At 68.3% G+C, this 13,609-nt stretch carries 15 protein-coding genes; 7 read left to right on the top strand and 8 right to left on the bottom strand.

Annotated elements, in window-relative coordinates; translation table 11 throughout:
* Window positions 1-46 precede the first annotated feature (46 nt).
* On the bottom strand, window positions 47-307 hold the full coding sequence (gene rpsT / locus ACFWIW_RS25840; RefSeq protein ID WP_007034798.1) for a 30S ribosomal protein S20: 261 nt from the start codon (window positions 305-307) through the stop codon (window positions 47-49).
* Window positions 308-639: 332 nt separating this feature from the next.
* Between rpsT and ACFWIW_RS25835 the strand changes: the two genes are divergently transcribed.
* Together ACFWIW_RS25835 and ACFWIW_RS25830 are read left to right on the top strand one after the other, a co-directional pair.
* Window positions 640-1,545, top strand: a complete 906-nt coding sequence (locus ACFWIW_RS25835; protein WP_378370815.1) for an EamA family transporter — start codon at window positions 640-642, stop codon at window positions 1,543-1,545.
* Between the two features lie 23 nt (window positions 1,546-1,568).
* Complete coding sequence (locus tag ACFWIW_RS25830; protein ID WP_378370814.1) at window positions 1,569-1,943, top strand: VOC family protein; 375 nt, start codon at window positions 1,569-1,571, stop codon at window positions 1,941-1,943.
* Here the strand turns inward: ACFWIW_RS25830 and ACFWIW_RS25825 are convergent.
* On the bottom strand, window positions 1,940-2,527 hold the full coding sequence (locus ACFWIW_RS25825; RefSeq protein ID WP_378370813.1) for a class I SAM-dependent methyltransferase: 588 nt from the start codon (window positions 2,525-2,527) through the stop codon (window positions 1,940-1,942). The two genes, ACFWIW_RS25830 and ACFWIW_RS25825, sit on opposite strands and share 4 nt — an antisense overlap.
* A 113-nt stretch (window positions 2,528-2,640) precedes the next feature.
* On the opposite strand from ACFWIW_RS25825, the gene lepA reads away from it, so the two are divergent.
* The gene (lepA, locus tag ACFWIW_RS25820; protein WP_378370812.1) at window positions 2,641-4,482 is read left to right on the top strand and encodes a translation elongation factor 4; all 1,842 of its coding nucleotides are present in this window, start codon (window positions 2,641-2,643) and stop codon (window positions 4,480-4,482) included.
* A 50-nt stretch (window positions 4,483-4,532) separates the two neighbouring features.
* On the opposite strand, the gene ACFWIW_RS25815 is transcribed toward lepA, so the two are convergent.
* Together ACFWIW_RS25815 and ACFWIW_RS25810 are read right to left on the bottom strand one after the other, a co-directional pair.
* Window positions 4,533-4,979 carry a pyridoxamine 5'-phosphate oxidase gene (locus ACFWIW_RS25815; RefSeq protein WP_378370811.1) on the bottom strand — a complete coding sequence of 149 codons (447 nt, stop codon included), beginning with the start codon at window positions 4,977-4,979 and terminating at the stop codon, window positions 4,533-4,535.
* Window positions 4,980-5,036: 57 nt separating this feature from the next.
* On the bottom strand, window positions 5,037-6,800 hold the full coding sequence (locus tag ACFWIW_RS25810) for a family 20 glycosylhydrolase (protein WP_378370810.1): 1,764 nt from the start codon (window positions 6,798-6,800) through the stop codon (window positions 5,037-5,039).
* Window positions 6,801-6,954: 154 nt separating this feature from the next.
* Here ACFWIW_RS25810 and ACFWIW_RS25805 point away from each other — a divergent pair, with 154 nt between their 5' ends.
* Window positions 6,955-8,007, top strand: coding sequence for an NAD(P)H-dependent flavin oxidoreductase (locus tag ACFWIW_RS25805; RefSeq protein WP_378370809.1), 1,053 nt, complete (start codon window positions 6,955-6,957; stop codon window positions 8,005-8,007).
* Here the strand turns inward: ACFWIW_RS25805 and ACFWIW_RS25800 are convergent.
* The 3 genes from ACFWIW_RS25800 to ACFWIW_RS25790 all read right to left on the bottom strand — a co-directional run bounded on the left by ACFWIW_RS25800 (window position 7,982) and on the right by ACFWIW_RS25790 (window position 11,729).
* Window positions 7,982-9,457 (bottom strand): amino acid permease, encoded by a 1,476-nt coding sequence (locus ACFWIW_RS25800; RefSeq protein ID WP_378370808.1) that lies wholly within the window; start codon window positions 9,455-9,457, stop codon window positions 7,982-7,984. The genes ACFWIW_RS25805 and ACFWIW_RS25800 overlap by 26 nt on opposite strands.
* 79 nt (window positions 9,458-9,536) lie before the next feature.
* Window positions 9,537-10,580, bottom strand: coding sequence for an alpha/beta hydrolase (locus tag ACFWIW_RS25795; RefSeq protein WP_378370807.1), 1,044 nt, complete (start codon window positions 10,578-10,580; stop codon window positions 9,537-9,539).
* Between the two features lie 183 nt (window positions 10,581-10,763).
* Window positions 10,764-11,729: a zinc-binding dehydrogenase gene (locus ACFWIW_RS25790; RefSeq protein ID WP_378370806.1), complete on the bottom strand. Its 966-nt coding sequence runs from the start codon at window positions 11,727-11,729 to the stop codon at window positions 10,764-10,766.
* Between the two features lie 59 nt (window positions 11,730-11,788).
* On the opposite strand from ACFWIW_RS25790, the gene ACFWIW_RS25785 reads away from it, so the two are divergent.
* From ACFWIW_RS25785 to ACFWIW_RS25775, 3 genes are read left to right on the top strand one after another with little or no spacing between them, the layout of a single operon-like run.
* Entirely contained in the window at window positions 11,789-11,992 is a 204-nt protein-coding gene (locus ACFWIW_RS25785) for a hypothetical protein (protein ID WP_378370805.1), read from the top strand.
* Between the two features lie 11 nt (window positions 11,993-12,003).
* Window positions 12,004-12,483, top strand: a complete 480-nt coding sequence (locus ACFWIW_RS25780; protein WP_378370804.1) for a ribonuclease domain-containing protein — start codon at window positions 12,004-12,006, stop codon at window positions 12,481-12,483.
* Entirely contained in the window at window positions 12,480-12,836 is a 357-nt protein-coding gene (locus ACFWIW_RS25775) for a barstar family protein (protein ID WP_240594557.1), read from the top strand. The genes ACFWIW_RS25780 and ACFWIW_RS25775 overlap by 4 nt, the downstream gene beginning before the upstream one ends.
* Here ACFWIW_RS25775 and ACFWIW_RS25770 read toward each other — a convergent pair.
* Window positions 12,833-13,606: an enoyl-CoA hydratase family protein gene (locus tag ACFWIW_RS25770; protein WP_350591393.1), complete on the bottom strand. Its 774-nt coding sequence runs from the start codon at window positions 13,604-13,606 to the stop codon at window positions 12,833-12,835. The two genes, ACFWIW_RS25775 and ACFWIW_RS25770, sit on opposite strands and share 4 nt — an antisense overlap.
* Window positions 13,607-13,609: the final 3 nt, after the last annotated feature.

Here is a 13,609-nt window from a genome sequence, read left to right as displayed (position 1 = left end):
GCGAAGGGCCCCGGCGACCGAGTCGCCGGGGCCCTTCGAAAGCCGATCAGAGAGAGTTCGCGCGCTTCGCGAGCGCGGACTTCTTGTTGGCGGCCTGGTTGGCGTGGAGAACGCCCTTGGTCACGGCCTTGTCCAGCTTCTTGGCCGCGTCCTTCTGCAGCTCCAGGGCCTTGGCCTTGTCGCCGGCGTCGGCGGCCTCACGGAACTTGCGGATCGCGGTCTTCACCGAGGACCGGATCGCCTGGTTGCGCTGACGCGCCTTCTCGTTGGTGGTGATGCGCTTGATCTGCGACTTGATGTTGGCCACGGGGGCGCTCCTCTTGAATCTCTCGGTGGTTTCACCGCCGCGCTGTGACCGGCCCTGCGTGCTCGTGGAGCGGCGCGGGTTTCCTCCATGACGGAATGCCACACGACGGTGAAAGACAAGCTTAACAGCCGTCCCGGCGCGGCTCGCGGCAGCCTCGGGCGGGGTGCTTGCGGTACGGTGAAGATCGTAGTGCCTAGGGTTCCGCCGCCTGCCCGTTCAGCGAAAACACACAATCAGGGCAGACGGGACCGGTCCGAGCGGCACCATCGGCGGAGCCGGAAGCATCGCCGTTCATCTGACGGGACAAAAGCCTGGAGGACCGGGTTTTCCGCATGCGCGGAAAACGTGAAAGGTCCGCTGTGAACGCCACCGCTCTGTCCTTCGTCATCATCGCCGCCGTCATCCACGCGGGCTGGAACCTCGCCGCCAAGCGGATCCGCCGGGGCGGAGCCCGGTTCGTCTGGGCTTACTACAGCCTTTCCGCGATCCTGCTCGTCCCCGTCATGGCGGTCTCACTGGCCGTGGAACCACAACGTCCACAGTGGACCTGGCTGTTCGCCGCCGTGGTCACCGCGGTGTTCCATGTCACGTACGGCATCGTCCTCCAGCGGGGATACGCCGTCGGAGATCTGTCCGTCGTCTATCCCGTCGCCCGCGGTACCGGGCCGCTGATCTCGGTGCTCGCCGCTGTCGTGTTGCTCGGCGAGAGGCCGGGGATCCTCGGCCTGGTGGGCGCTTTCCTCGTGGTCGCCGGGGTGCTGGTGATCGGTACCGGGCGAGCACCGGCCCACGTCGGCGCTGTCGAGCGTGCCACTCGACGCAAAGGTCTGCTCTACGGCCTGCTGACCGGCCTCACGATCGCCGCCTACACACTGTGGGACGCACATTCGGTCACCGGTCTCGGTGTCCCGCCGATCGTGTACTTCGGAACCGGCGCGATCGTGCAGTGCCTGCTCATGGCGCCATACGCGCTGAAGGACCGCGAGGAGGTCTCGTGGCTTTGGCGCGAGCACAAGCGTGAGGTCGTCATCGTCGGTGTGCTCTCGCCGGTCGCCTACCTGCTGGTGCTCTATGCCCTCCAGGTCGCCCCGGTGAGCCTCGTCGCGCCCGCGAGGGAGCTGAGCATCGTCCTGGGCGGCATCGCCGCTTGGCTGGTCCTGGGGGAGGCGAACGCCGTCCGGCGGCTGGCCGGGTCCGTGGTGGTGCTGGCGGGTATCGCCGCGATTGCGATGGCCTGAACCCATCCGGTAGGGATTGAGCCATGGACGTGCTGAGCAGCAGGGTATTGATCCACCCGAAGGACCTCGACGTGTCGACGGCGTTCTATCGGGACACCCTGGGCCTGGCCATCGACAAGGAGTTCCCCGGCGGGACGGTGTTCTTCGCCGGGAACGGGTCGATCGAGATCGTCGGTACCGGGACGGCCGGCCCGACCCCTGACGTCGCCTTGTGGCTCCAGGTCCGGGACCTGCCCGCGGCGCTCGAGGAACTCGCGGAGAAGGGTTTGGAGCCTGTCCGCGGGGCGCGACGTGAACCCTGGGGTCTGGACGAAGCGTGGATCGCCGACCCGGACGGCACCAGGATCGTGCTGGTCGAAGTGCCGCGTGAGCACCCGCTGCGTACTGACCCGCGCTAGACGAGGGGCTTGATCGCGCGCAGCTGAGCGGCGAGGGAGGCGCCGAAGCCGGGCGGGTCCCAGGTCCAGGTCTGCAAGTCGACGAAGCCGGCGGCGGCCGCCTCGTCGGCCAGCTCGTGCCGGGACACCGGCAACCACTTCTCGTGCGACGAAAGCAGCAGCCTGCCGCCGGGGCGCAGGACCCGGAACAGCTCGGCGAATCCGGCCGCCCGGTCGTCCCACAGCTGCACGTTGTTGACGCTCAGGACCACGTCGACGCTGTCGTCGGGCTCACCCGTGGAGTCCGCGGTGCCCTGCCGTAGCTCCACCTTGTCGCCGCAGCGGCGGCGAGAGCGGGCAAGCATCTCCTCGGAGGGGTCGACACCGATCGCCCGGCCCGCACGTTCGGCGGTGGCCTGCAGGCCGACTCCGGGTCCGGGGCCCACGACCAGGGCGGTTTCGCCGGACTCGATCGAGGCCAGTTCGACGACGCGAAGCTCGGTGGCCGCGTTGCCGTGTGCCATCGCCCGTCCACCGAACCGGCCGAGCAGCCCCCGTGGATGGCCGAACGTCCGGTCGAGCATCTGGGACAGTGAAGTACTCATACTTCGAGGGCACCACAGCTCATCACGGGCCGCATCGGGGATGACCCCCACTCGCACCCGGAGCGGCATGGGACCATAGAGGTGGCACACCCCGACCTTCGCGAGGAAACCCGTTGACGACGTTCGCCGACACGACCTTCACGCCCCCGGAGCTCATCCGGAACTTCTGCATCATCGCGCATATCGACCACGGCAAGTCGACCCTGGCCGATCGGATGCTGCAGCTCACCGGCGTGGTCGAGGAGCGGGCCATGCGCGCTCAGTACCTCGACCGCATGGACATCGAACGGGAACGCGGGATCACCATCAAGGCGCAGAACGTGCGCCTGCCGTGGAAGGTCGACGGCCAGGACCACGTCCTGCACCTGATCGACACCCCCGGCCACGTGGACTTCACCTACGAGGTCTCCCGGGCCTTGGAGGCCTGTGAAGGGGCGATCCTGCTGGTCGACGCCGCGCAGGGGATCGAGGCGCAGACGCTGGCGAACCTCTACCTCGCGCTCGAGAAGAACCTGCACATCATCCCGGTGCTGAACAAGATCGACCTGCCGTCGGCCGACCCGGACAAGTACGCGGCCGAACTGGCGCACATCATCGGCTGCGAGCCCTCCGACGTGCTCCGCGTGTCGGCGAAGACCGGCATGGGCGTGACCGAACTGCTCGACGAGTGCGTGAAGCAGGTCCCGCCGCCGGTCGGCGACGCGGACGCGCCCGCCCGGGCGATGATCTTCGACTCGGTCTACGACACCTACCGGGGCGTCGTGACCTACATCAGGGTCGTCGACGGGAAGATCACGCCGCGCGAGCGGATCAAGATGATGTCCACCGGCGCCACACACGAACTCCTCGAGGTCGGGATCATCTCTCCGGAGCCCAAGGCCAGCAAGGGGCTCGGGGTCGGCGAGGTGGGCTACCTCATCACCGGGGTGAAGGACGTCCGCCAGTCGAAGGTGGGTGACACCGTCACCTCCGAGCGCAAGGGTGCGTCGGAGCCGCTCGCGGGGTACCGCGAGCCGAAGCCGATGGTCTACTCCGGCCTGTACCCGGTGGACGGTTCGGACTACCCCGAACTGCGTGAGGCACTGGACAAGCTCCAGCTCAACGACGCCGCGCTCGCCTACGAGCCGGAAACCTCCGTGGCCCTCGGGTTCGGGTTCCGCTGCGGCTTCCTCGGCCTTCTGCACCTGGAGATCACGCGTGACCGGCTCGAGCGCGAATTCGGCCTCGACCTGATCTCCACCGCCCCGAACGTCATCTACAACGTCGTGCTCGAGGACAAGAGCGAGGTCGTGGTGACGAACCCGTCGGACTGGCCGTCCGGGATGAAGATCTCCGAGGTCCACGAGCCGGTTTCCAAGGTGAGCATCCTGGCACCGTCGGAATTCGTCGGCACGATCATGGAACTGTGCCAGGCCAAGCGCGGCACGCTGCTGGGGATGGACTACCTCTCCGAAGACCGCGTCGAGCTGCGTTACAACATCCCGCTCGCGGAGATCATCTTCGACTTCTTCGACACGCTGAAGTCGCGTACGCGCGGTTACGCGTCGCTCGACTACGAAGAGGGCGGAGACCAGATCGCCGATCTGGTCAAGGTCGACATCCTGCTGCAGGGGGAGACCGTCGACGCCTTCTCGGCGATCGTGCACAAGGACGCCGCCTACGGCTACGGGAACCGGATGGCGACGCGGCTGCGCGAGCTGATCCCGCGGCAGCAGTTCGAGGTGCCGATCCAGGCGGCGGTCGGGTCGCGGATCATCGCCCGCGAGACCATCCGCGCGATCCGCAAGGACGTGCTCGCGAAGTGTTACGGCGGTGACATCTCGCGTAAGCGCAAGCTGTTGGAAAAGCAGAAGGAAGGCAAGAAGCGGATGAAGACCGTCGGCCGGGTCGAGGTCCCGCAGGAGGCCTTCGTCGCCGCTCTGTCCACTGAGGACGCCGGTAGCAAGAAGAAGTAACCGATACTCGCGAAGGCCGCCCGGATCACCGTCCGGGCGGCCTTTTCGTGTCAGCGGTTCCCGGAGACCCGGTTCGCGGTGACGAAGACGGCGACTCGGCGTTCGGCGGCCATCACACGGTCGTACTCGTCCCAGTCGTCGTGGGTCCCCGTCGCCGCCATGAAGACCTCGCGCAGCAGCCGGGGCAGACCGGCGGGGTCGAAGTCCGGGTCCGGGTCGTCCGGTCCGATGAGGTGGGTGCTTCCCTGGACCGCGGCCCACTCCCAGCCGCGCCGGAAGGTGATCGTGCCGTGGCCCGCCCGGCGGAACAGGTCGAGTTTCTTCACCCCGCCCATCGCCACGAACGTGACTCCCGGCACCTTGGTGACCGGGTCTTCGAAGACCCCGGCGTTGACCACCGAGGAGTGGACGGTGCCGTCCGCTCGGACCGTCGAAACGGTCGCGAGACCGTTTTCGCGCAAGGAAAGAGTGCGGACGAGTTCGAGGTCTGCGGCCATGGGACCACCGTAGCCCCGCTCGGCCCGGTGAAGGGCCGAGCGGGGCTACGGGGACGATCAGCAGGTGCCGTTGTCGCGCCAGACACCCCATTGGCCGGTCGTTCCGGGCTCTTCGCCTTGCGTCCACCACTGGGCCGTCCACTTGTGCCCGTTGTGGGAGACGGTCGCTCCGCCGGTGTAGACCGACGCGCGGTCCCACGCGGGGAGCGTGCAGGTGCCCGGGTTGCCGGATCCGGTCTCCCAGGGCACCTGGCTCGACTTGTAGTAGTCGAGACCCTGCGCCTGCCAGCGCGGCGCCTGTGCGCCGAGGCGCACCCGGAAGGTGTTCCAGTCGTGGGACGACCACGGTGACCAGCCGAGTTCGGCGTGCGCCGGGAGCCGGGGGAAGGCGAGATAGTCGATGTTCGCCGGGGTCACCACGGTTTCGGTCCACAGCGGGGATTCGACGCCGCGGACGGCGGATTCGGGCACGCCGGAGAGGTAGGCGCCCGGGTTCCAGTTGTAGGCGTCCTGGACCTCGATGTAGCCGGCCCACGAGAGCCCGATCGGCGTGCTGGAGTTGTACTTCATGTCCAGGTACGCCTTGTTCGCCGGCGACAGGATCACCTTGCTGCCGCGGGCGACGGCGTTCGAGACCTCCGTGCTGGACGTCGTCGTGCCCCAGAACTGCGGGGTCGCCGTGGCGGGCAGGGTGGCCTTGCCGATCTCGTGCCAGCCGACGACCTGTTTGCCCGCGGCGGCCACCATCGGCAGCACCCGGTTCATGAAGGTGCGGTAGTCCGCATCGCTGGTGGCCTGGGCCTCGTCGCCGCCGAGGTGGAAGTACGGTCCGGGCGTCAGCGCGGCGACCTCACGGATGACGTCGTTGACGAAGGTGTAGGTGATCTCCTTCGAGATGCAGAGCGAGCTGTAGCCGACGGCGGTGTCGGTGCGCAGCGGAGGAGCGGTGTTGTTGCAGTTCAGCTCGGCGTACGACGCCAACGCGGCGTTGGTGTGCCCCGGCATGTCGATCTCCGGGATGACCGTGATGAACCGCGAGGCCGCGTAGTTCACGATCTCCGTGTACTGCGCCTTGGTGTAGTAGCCGCCGGCGCCGCCACCGACCTGGGTACTGCCGCCGTAGGTGGTCAGCCGCGGCCAGCTGTCGATCTGGATGCGCCAGCCCTGGTCGTCGGCGAGGTGCAGGTGCAGGTTGTTGATCTTGTACTGGGCCAGCTGGTCGATGTATCGCTTGACCGTGGCGACCGGGTGGAAGTGCCGGGCGACGTCGAGCATCGCGCCTCGGTAGCCGAAGCGCGGGTAGTCCAGGATGTTCGCGCCCGGGATCGTCCAAGGGCCTTGCTGCACCGTGGGGCTTTCGATCTTGCCGGGCAGCAGTTGGCGGAGTGTCTGGACGCCGCCGAAGAGGCCTTGTGCCGTCGTCGCGCGCAGGATGACCGAAGCGGATGTCGAGTTCAGCTGGTAGCCCTGGTCGCCGACGCGGGAGTCGGCGCCGGACAGGAGGAGCGAGATGCCGTCGGCCGGCGTGCCCGGCGGCGCGTCGGCGACGGGCAGGGGGAAGCCGGTGGACGTACGGAAGATCCCGGCGAGGTACTCGCCGACGGCCTTGGCCTGCGCGGACCCGGCCTGGGTGTAGATCTTGGTGTTCGCGGTCAGGGTGTGGTCGGAGCCGGTGACCGCTTGGACCGAGACCGGGACCGGGACGATCGCCTGCAGTGGCGGGGTGGCCGCGTCGGCGACGGGGGCGGCTGCGGTGGTGGCGCCGGCGAGCAGCGCCACCCCGACGAAGGCGCGACCCAGCCGCGCTCTCAAGGTCTTCACCGGGGCCTCCAGGGGGACGGGGCGGGCGTGACGTGCGTCACGACGGTCCGATCGTCGCATTTTCGCCGTTAAAGGTCTAGACCACCACGAGGGAACCTTGGGGTGACTCGAACGTCACAATGCGTGCCGCCACGAGGGGACTATCGTCGGAAACGTGTTCGAAGACTTGCGTTTCCCCGTGATCGCGGCCCCGATGGCGGGCGGGCCGACCACTCCCGAGCTCGTCGCCGCGGTGACCGCGGCGGGTGGATTCGGCTTCCTGGCCGGGGGCTATCTGAGCGCCGACGTCCTCTCGGACCGGATCGCCAAGACGGCCGAGCTGACCGGTGAGCCCTTTGGCGTGAACCTCTTCGTATCGGGTGGCTCCGCCGCCGAAGCGGATCTCGGTGCGCACATCGAGCGCTGGAGCGCGGAGGCCGAGCGGCTCGGCGTCGAGCCCGGCGAGCCGCGCTGGGACGACGACGCCTATGCCGCGAAGCTCGAGGTCGTCTTGGACCGGAAGGTGCCCGTCGTTTCCTTCACCTTCGGCACGCCTTCGGCCGAGTACGTCGAACGCTTGCACGCCAACGGGAGCAAGGTGGCCGTCACGGTCACCAGCCCGGCGGAAGCCGATCGGGCCGTGGCCGTCGGCGCCGACGCGCTCGTGGTGCAGGGATTCGAGGCCGGAGCGCATCGAGGGCTTTTCGTCGACGAGCCCGCAGCCGAAGGCGGGGGCGCGCAGTACGGCGTGCTGAGCCTGCTCCGGCTGGTTTCGGCGCGGACGGACCTGCCGCTCGTCGCGACCGGCGGGCTCGTGCACGGCGCCGACATCGCGGCGGTGCTGGCGGCGGGGGCGGTCGCGGCGCAGCTGGGCACCGCGTTCCTGCGGGCGGACGAGGCCGGGACACAGCCAGCGCACCGGCAGGCGCTGGCGGACGGGGGAAGGCCGACGGCGTTCACGCGGGCGTTCAGCGGACGTCCCGCCCGGTCGCTGGTCAACCGCGCGGTCGCGGACTTCTCGGCCACCGCTCCTTCGGCGTATCCGGAGGTCAACAACCTGACCAAGCCGATCCGCGCGGCGGCGGGGAAGGCGGGCGACCCCGAGATCATGTCCCTCTACGCGGGGCAGACCTACGAACTCGCGGGCTCCGGCCCGGCGGCGTCGATCGTCGAACGCCTCCAGGCCGAAGCCCGCGAAGCCGCTACGCGTTTGAGTCGTCTTCGCTGACCTGCTTCGCGTCGCCGTTGTTCGCGTTCATCGCGGAATGACGGCGGCTGTAGGCGAAGTAGATGATCAGGCCGACACCGAACCAGGCCGCGAACCGCAGCCAGGTCTCCGGGTTCAGGAACGTGATCAGCCAGATCGAGAAGACGATCCCGATGATCGGCACGATCGGCATACCGGGGGTCTTGAAGGATCGGGGCAGGTCCGGCTGCTTGTAGCGCAGCACGATCACCGCGACGCAGACCACGACGAACGCGAGCAGGATGCCGATGTTCGTCAGTTCCGCGGCCTCACCGATGGGCAGCAGCCCGGCGATGACCGCCGACGCGATACCGAGCACCCAGGTCATCCGGCTCGGCACCTTGCGCACCGGGTGGGTCTTGCTGAACCACTTGGGCAGCAGGCCGTCGCGGCTCATCGAGTAGCCGACGCGGCTCGCGCCCATGAGGAAGGTGAACAGCACCGTGGTGATACCGATGATCGCGCCGACCGCGATGATCAGGCCGAGCCACTTCATGCCGAGGCCCGCGAAGGCGCTGGAGAAGGCGGCTTCGCTGTCGATGTCCTTGTAGTTGACCATCCCGGTCAGGACCAGGCAGGCCAGCACGTAGAGCACCATCGAGATCGCGAGCGAGTAGATGATCGCCTTCGGCATGTGCTTCTGGGAGTCGGTCGATTCCTCGGCCGCGGTGGACATGGCGTCGTACCCGAAGACCGCGAAGAACACCGTCGCCGCTCCGGTGAACGCGCCGCTGAGGCCGAACGGGAAGAAGTTCGAGTAGTTGTCGGTGTTGATGTGGAAGACACCGACGACGATCACCAGCAGGACCAGGCCGACCTTCAGGTAGACCAGCAGCGTTTCGAACCGGGCGGCGTTCTTCATGCCCTGGTTGAGGATGAAGGCGATCAGCAGGCACAGGAGCACGGCGAACAGGTTGATCTTGTAGGACCCCGGCTCGACACCGGCCGCTTCGGTGCCCGGGGCGCCCAGCATCCACGTCGGCAGCTCGATGTTGAGATAGCCCAGCAGCTCGTTGAAGTAGCCGGAGATGCCGATCGCGACCACCGCCACGATCGCGGTGTACTCCAGCAGCAGGTCCCAGCCGATGAACCAGCCGACGATCTCGCCGAGCACGGTGTAACCGTAGGTGTAGGCCGATCCGGCGCGGGGGATCAGCCCGGCGAACTCGGCGTAGGAGAACGCGGCGGCGGCGCTGGCGATACCCGCGATGAGGAACGAGATCAGCACGGCGGGGCCTGCGGTCTTGTTGGCGACCGCGCCCGCCAGGGAGAAGATCCCCGCGCCGATGATGCCGCCGACGCCGATCGCGGTCAGCTGCCGCAGGCCCAGCGTTCGTTGGAGCCCTCCGCCTCCACTGAGTTCTTGGATCTGATCGATCGGTTTGCGGCGGAATATCCCGGATCCCGAGCCCAGGCTGCGCGGTGCGGACATCGTCGTCTCCCAACAGGTTGTGCCCTTCGGACTGGGTCACAGTCCGAAGGGCACCGTACTGGCAGACGGGCGATCGCACCTATCCGGCGACGGTGTCCTCGCTCACTTCGGCGGCCACGCGAGCGGCGATCTTCGACGGCCTGGACGCGCCGGCGGAGAAGTAGGTGAGCAGCTCCGAGATCTCGACGGGGTCGTCCAGCTGCGGGCAGTGGCCCCAATCCTCGCGCACCATCAGCCTGCTGTGCGGGACCAGCGCGTGCAACTGCCGCCCGGAGGCGGCGCTGACCAGCTTGTCCTTGCCGCAGACGACCACCAGGAGGGGGACACGGATCTCTTCGAGCCGGTACGCGTTCGCCAGCTCTTCCACGAGCTGCCTCGCCTGTTCGAGCCTGGTGGTGGTGGACCGGTAGTCCGGGAACAGCGAGGTGAACCGGCGCACCTGGGCGGCGTCCGCGGCGGCGGAATCGGCGTACAGGAGCCGGGGGACGACCTGCTCGGCGACGGCGCGCACGAGAAAGCCGGGGATCGGCAGCGGCAGGGCCGAGTACATCCGCAGCGGCAGCGGGTACCTGGCCACGGTGCGGATGAGCCAGCTGTCCACGAAACCGGGCGCGGCGATCGACACCACGCCCGCGACCGGCAGCCGGTGGTTCTCGGCGGCGCGCAGGCTCATCGTGCCGCCGAGCGAGTTGCCGGCGAGTACCACCGTGCCGAGTACGGCCTGTTCCTTGACCACGGCCGCGGTGAACGCGTCGAGCTGCGGCAGCATCGGGCCCGGCCGCAGTGGCTGAGCGTCACCGAATCCGGGCAGATCGACCGCGACCGCCGGAACACCGGCGGCCGCGAGCAGCTCCAGGACCGGGCGCCAGGTGTCGGCGCTGTCGCAGTAGCCGTGCAGCAGCACCAGCCTCGGCGCGGTCGGCTTGACCTGTCCGCGGGCCGTGGCCCGTTTGCCGAGCATTCGCCGTGGGGCGCGGTCGGCGGATTCCACCGGCTGCGGCCCGACTTCGAGCACTCTGGTGCGGACTCCGGCGTAGCGCCGGAAAGAGACGCGGATCGGGTCGGTGTCGGTGGTGGTCCGGCCCCCCGGGTCCGCCGGTTCGGGCCGCTGCGATGCGGTCATGGTTCCAGGCTAACCGCGAGAGGTCGGATTTTGGTCGAACTTTGGTCGTAAGAACCTCGCCAAGTCATAACGTTCTTGACACTTGACAAGACCGCGAAATGGCTGTTTGACCTGGGCGGAACGCGCGTACGTGCGCTTGTGTGCGCGCTTGATCTCGGCGAGGGGGTGAACTCACCCCTCCGATCAATGCGTGAAGACCACCTTGCCTGAGGTTTCCCCGTCGAGCATGTTCTTAAACCCGGTTTCGGCTTCGGCGAACGGCAGCTCGGCGCCGATCTGCGGACGGACCCCGGTGAGTTCCAGGTAGGCGAGGAGATCGTTCAGTTCGTCCCTGGTCCCCATGGTCGAACCGGCGATGCGCAGTTGCAGGAAGAACACGCGCTGCAACTCCGCGTGAGCGTCCGGGCCGCTGGTCGAGCCCGAAACGACGATGATCCCGCCCGGTTTGAGCGACTTCACCGAGTGCGACCAGGTCGCCTTGCCGACGGTTTCGAAGACGGCGTCGACCCGCTCCGGCAGCCGCGCGCCGGACTCAAAGGTCTGATGTGCGCCCAGATTCTCGGCGAGCGCACGCTTCTCTTCGCTACGCCCGGTCACCCAGACCCGGAATCCGGCCGCACGTCCGAGCTGGACGAGCGCGGTCGAGACGCCACCGGAGGCACCCTGGACGAGCATCGTCTGTCCCGGCCTCAGCCCGGACTTCACGAACAGCATCCGGTATGCCGTCAGCCATGCCGTGCCCATGGTCGCGGCTTCCGCGAAGCTCAGGCCCGACGGCTTCGGGACGACATTGCGTGCGGGGACCACGACCTGCTCGGCGAAAGTGCCCTGGTGCTTCTCGGTGAGCAGGGTGCGCTTCGGGTCGAGGGTGTCGTCGCCCTGCCAGCCCGGGGCGTTGATCACCGAGTGGACGACGACCTCGGTGCCGTCGTCGAGGGTGCCCGCGCCGTCGCAGCCCAGGATCATCGGGAACTGCTCGGGTTTGATGCCGACGCCGCGCAAGGTCCACAGGTCGTGCATGTTGAGGCTGGCGGCCTTGACGTTGACCCGCACCCAGCCTTCGGGGACCTCGGGTTCGGGTCGCTCGCCGATCACGAGCGAGTCCAGCGGCTTTTCGGCGTTGGGTTCGGAAGCGTAAACGGCGAACATGCCAGCAACTTACCCGGCCTGACCGGCGGCGGCAGTGCCTGCGAGCGTAGGCTCACAATGTGTTCAACGGGCTTGCAGACTGGTGGGACGGCGTGGAGCTGTGGCTCGCGCAGGCCCCGTTCCCCGTGCAGTTCGTGCTGGTCATGGCGGTCGTGGTGCCGCTGTGCCTGGTCGCCGCCTGGGTGCTCGACGCGGTCTTCGGCAAGGTCGCCCGGCGCTTCGGCACGGCCCGCGATGCGAACGACCCCGACCGGCCCTCCTAAGCTGGCACACCATGTTCAACCGTAGGCGGATCACCGCCGCCCTGATCGGCCTGATCGTGCTGGTGCTCGCAGGCTGGTTCGTCAAGGACGGCATCAGCGGTGACGACACGAAGAGCGCTCCGGCGAGTTCGTCCGCTTCGGCCGCGCCGTCCGGCGACGCCGCGGCGAGCGGGGCGAAGGGCAAGGTCGCCGGCGAGGAATCCGGTCTCCCGGTCAAACCGCTGACGAAGCTTCCTCCGCAGGCGTCCGACACCTGGAAACTCATCCAGGCGGGCGGGCCGTACCCGTACCCGCGCAACGACGACGTCACCTTCCAGAACCGGGAGAAGGTCCTGCCCGCCAAGGGTTCCGGCTACTACCGGGAGTACACGGTGAAGACGCCGGGCAGCCCGGATCGCGGGGCGAGGCGGCTGGTGACCGGCACCGGCAAGGAGCTGTACTACACCGAGGACCACTACAAGTCCTTCGTCGTAGTGGATCCCAGCCGATGAGCGCGGGCAAGGAAGCGGCGGACAAGGCGTTCGCCCGCGGCGCGTATCCCCATCTGATCGACGGCGCGCGGACGGTCGACAAGGACTCGACGCTCGACGTGATCGCGGAGGCACTGTCCTTCCCGGACTACTTCGGGAAGAACCTCGACGCGCTCTACGACTGCCTCACCGACCTGTCCTGGCTCCCGCCCGGCGAGCACGTACTGATCTGGGCCGGTTCCTCGGGACTGCGCGAGCGTGATCCCAAGGCGTACCTGGCCGTCCGCAGTGTGCTTTCCGATGCGCAGCGGGCGCTGGGGCCTTCCGGTGACCGGAAGGACTCCCGGCGCCTCACCGTCGTCTTGCCGGACTAGGCCTCCGGGACCCAGTTCGGTTTGCGCTTCTGCGCGAAGGCCGTGATGCCCTCCTGTCCTTCTTCGCTCGCGAAGAACCCGGCGGACAGCTTGTTCATGGCCTCGAACCCTTCGGCGGGGGTCGCCGGGCGCGGCTTGCTGAGCAGTTCCTTCGTCGCCGCGAGCGCCTTCGGCCCGCCGAGCGCGAGCGCCTTGACGTAGCGGGCGACCTCGGCGTCGAGTTCGTCGGCGGGGACGGCCGAGTTCAGCAGGCCGATCTCGACGGCGCGTTTCGCGTCGAAGGTGTCACCGGTCAGGAACAGCTCGTGCGCGGCGCGGGCGTTGAGCCGCGGCAGCACGGTGAGCGAGATGACGGCGGGTACGACGCCGATCCGCACCTCGGAGAAGGCGAAGGTCGCTTCGGGAACGGCGACGGCGATGTCGGTCGCGGCCACCATGCCGATCCCGCCCGCCCGCGCGGGGCCCGCGAGCCTCGCGACGACGGGCTTGGGGCTGGTCCACAGCTGCTCGAGGATCTTCGGGAACTCGTTCACGCCCTGGGCGCCCGCGCCTGCGCCGCGGGCCTCCTTGAGATCCATACCCGCGCAGAACACCGGACCGGTGTGGGTGAGCACGATGACCCGCACCGCGTCGTCGGCCTGTGCCTTGTCCAGCGATTCGCTCAGTTCACGCCGCAGCTGGGCGGAGAGCGCGTTGCGGTTGTGCGGGGAGTCCAAGGTGATCGTGGCGGTGCCGCCCACCACGTCGTAGTGCACCAGTTCGTCAGCCATGCC

It is taken from the genome of Amycolatopsis sp. NPDC058340, from assembly GCF_042723975.1.
Taxonomy (GTDB): domain Bacteria; phylum Actinomycetota; class Actinomycetes; order Mycobacteriales; family Pseudonocardiaceae; genus Amycolatopsis.
This window is presented reverse-complemented; position numbering and strand designations above follow the sequence as displayed.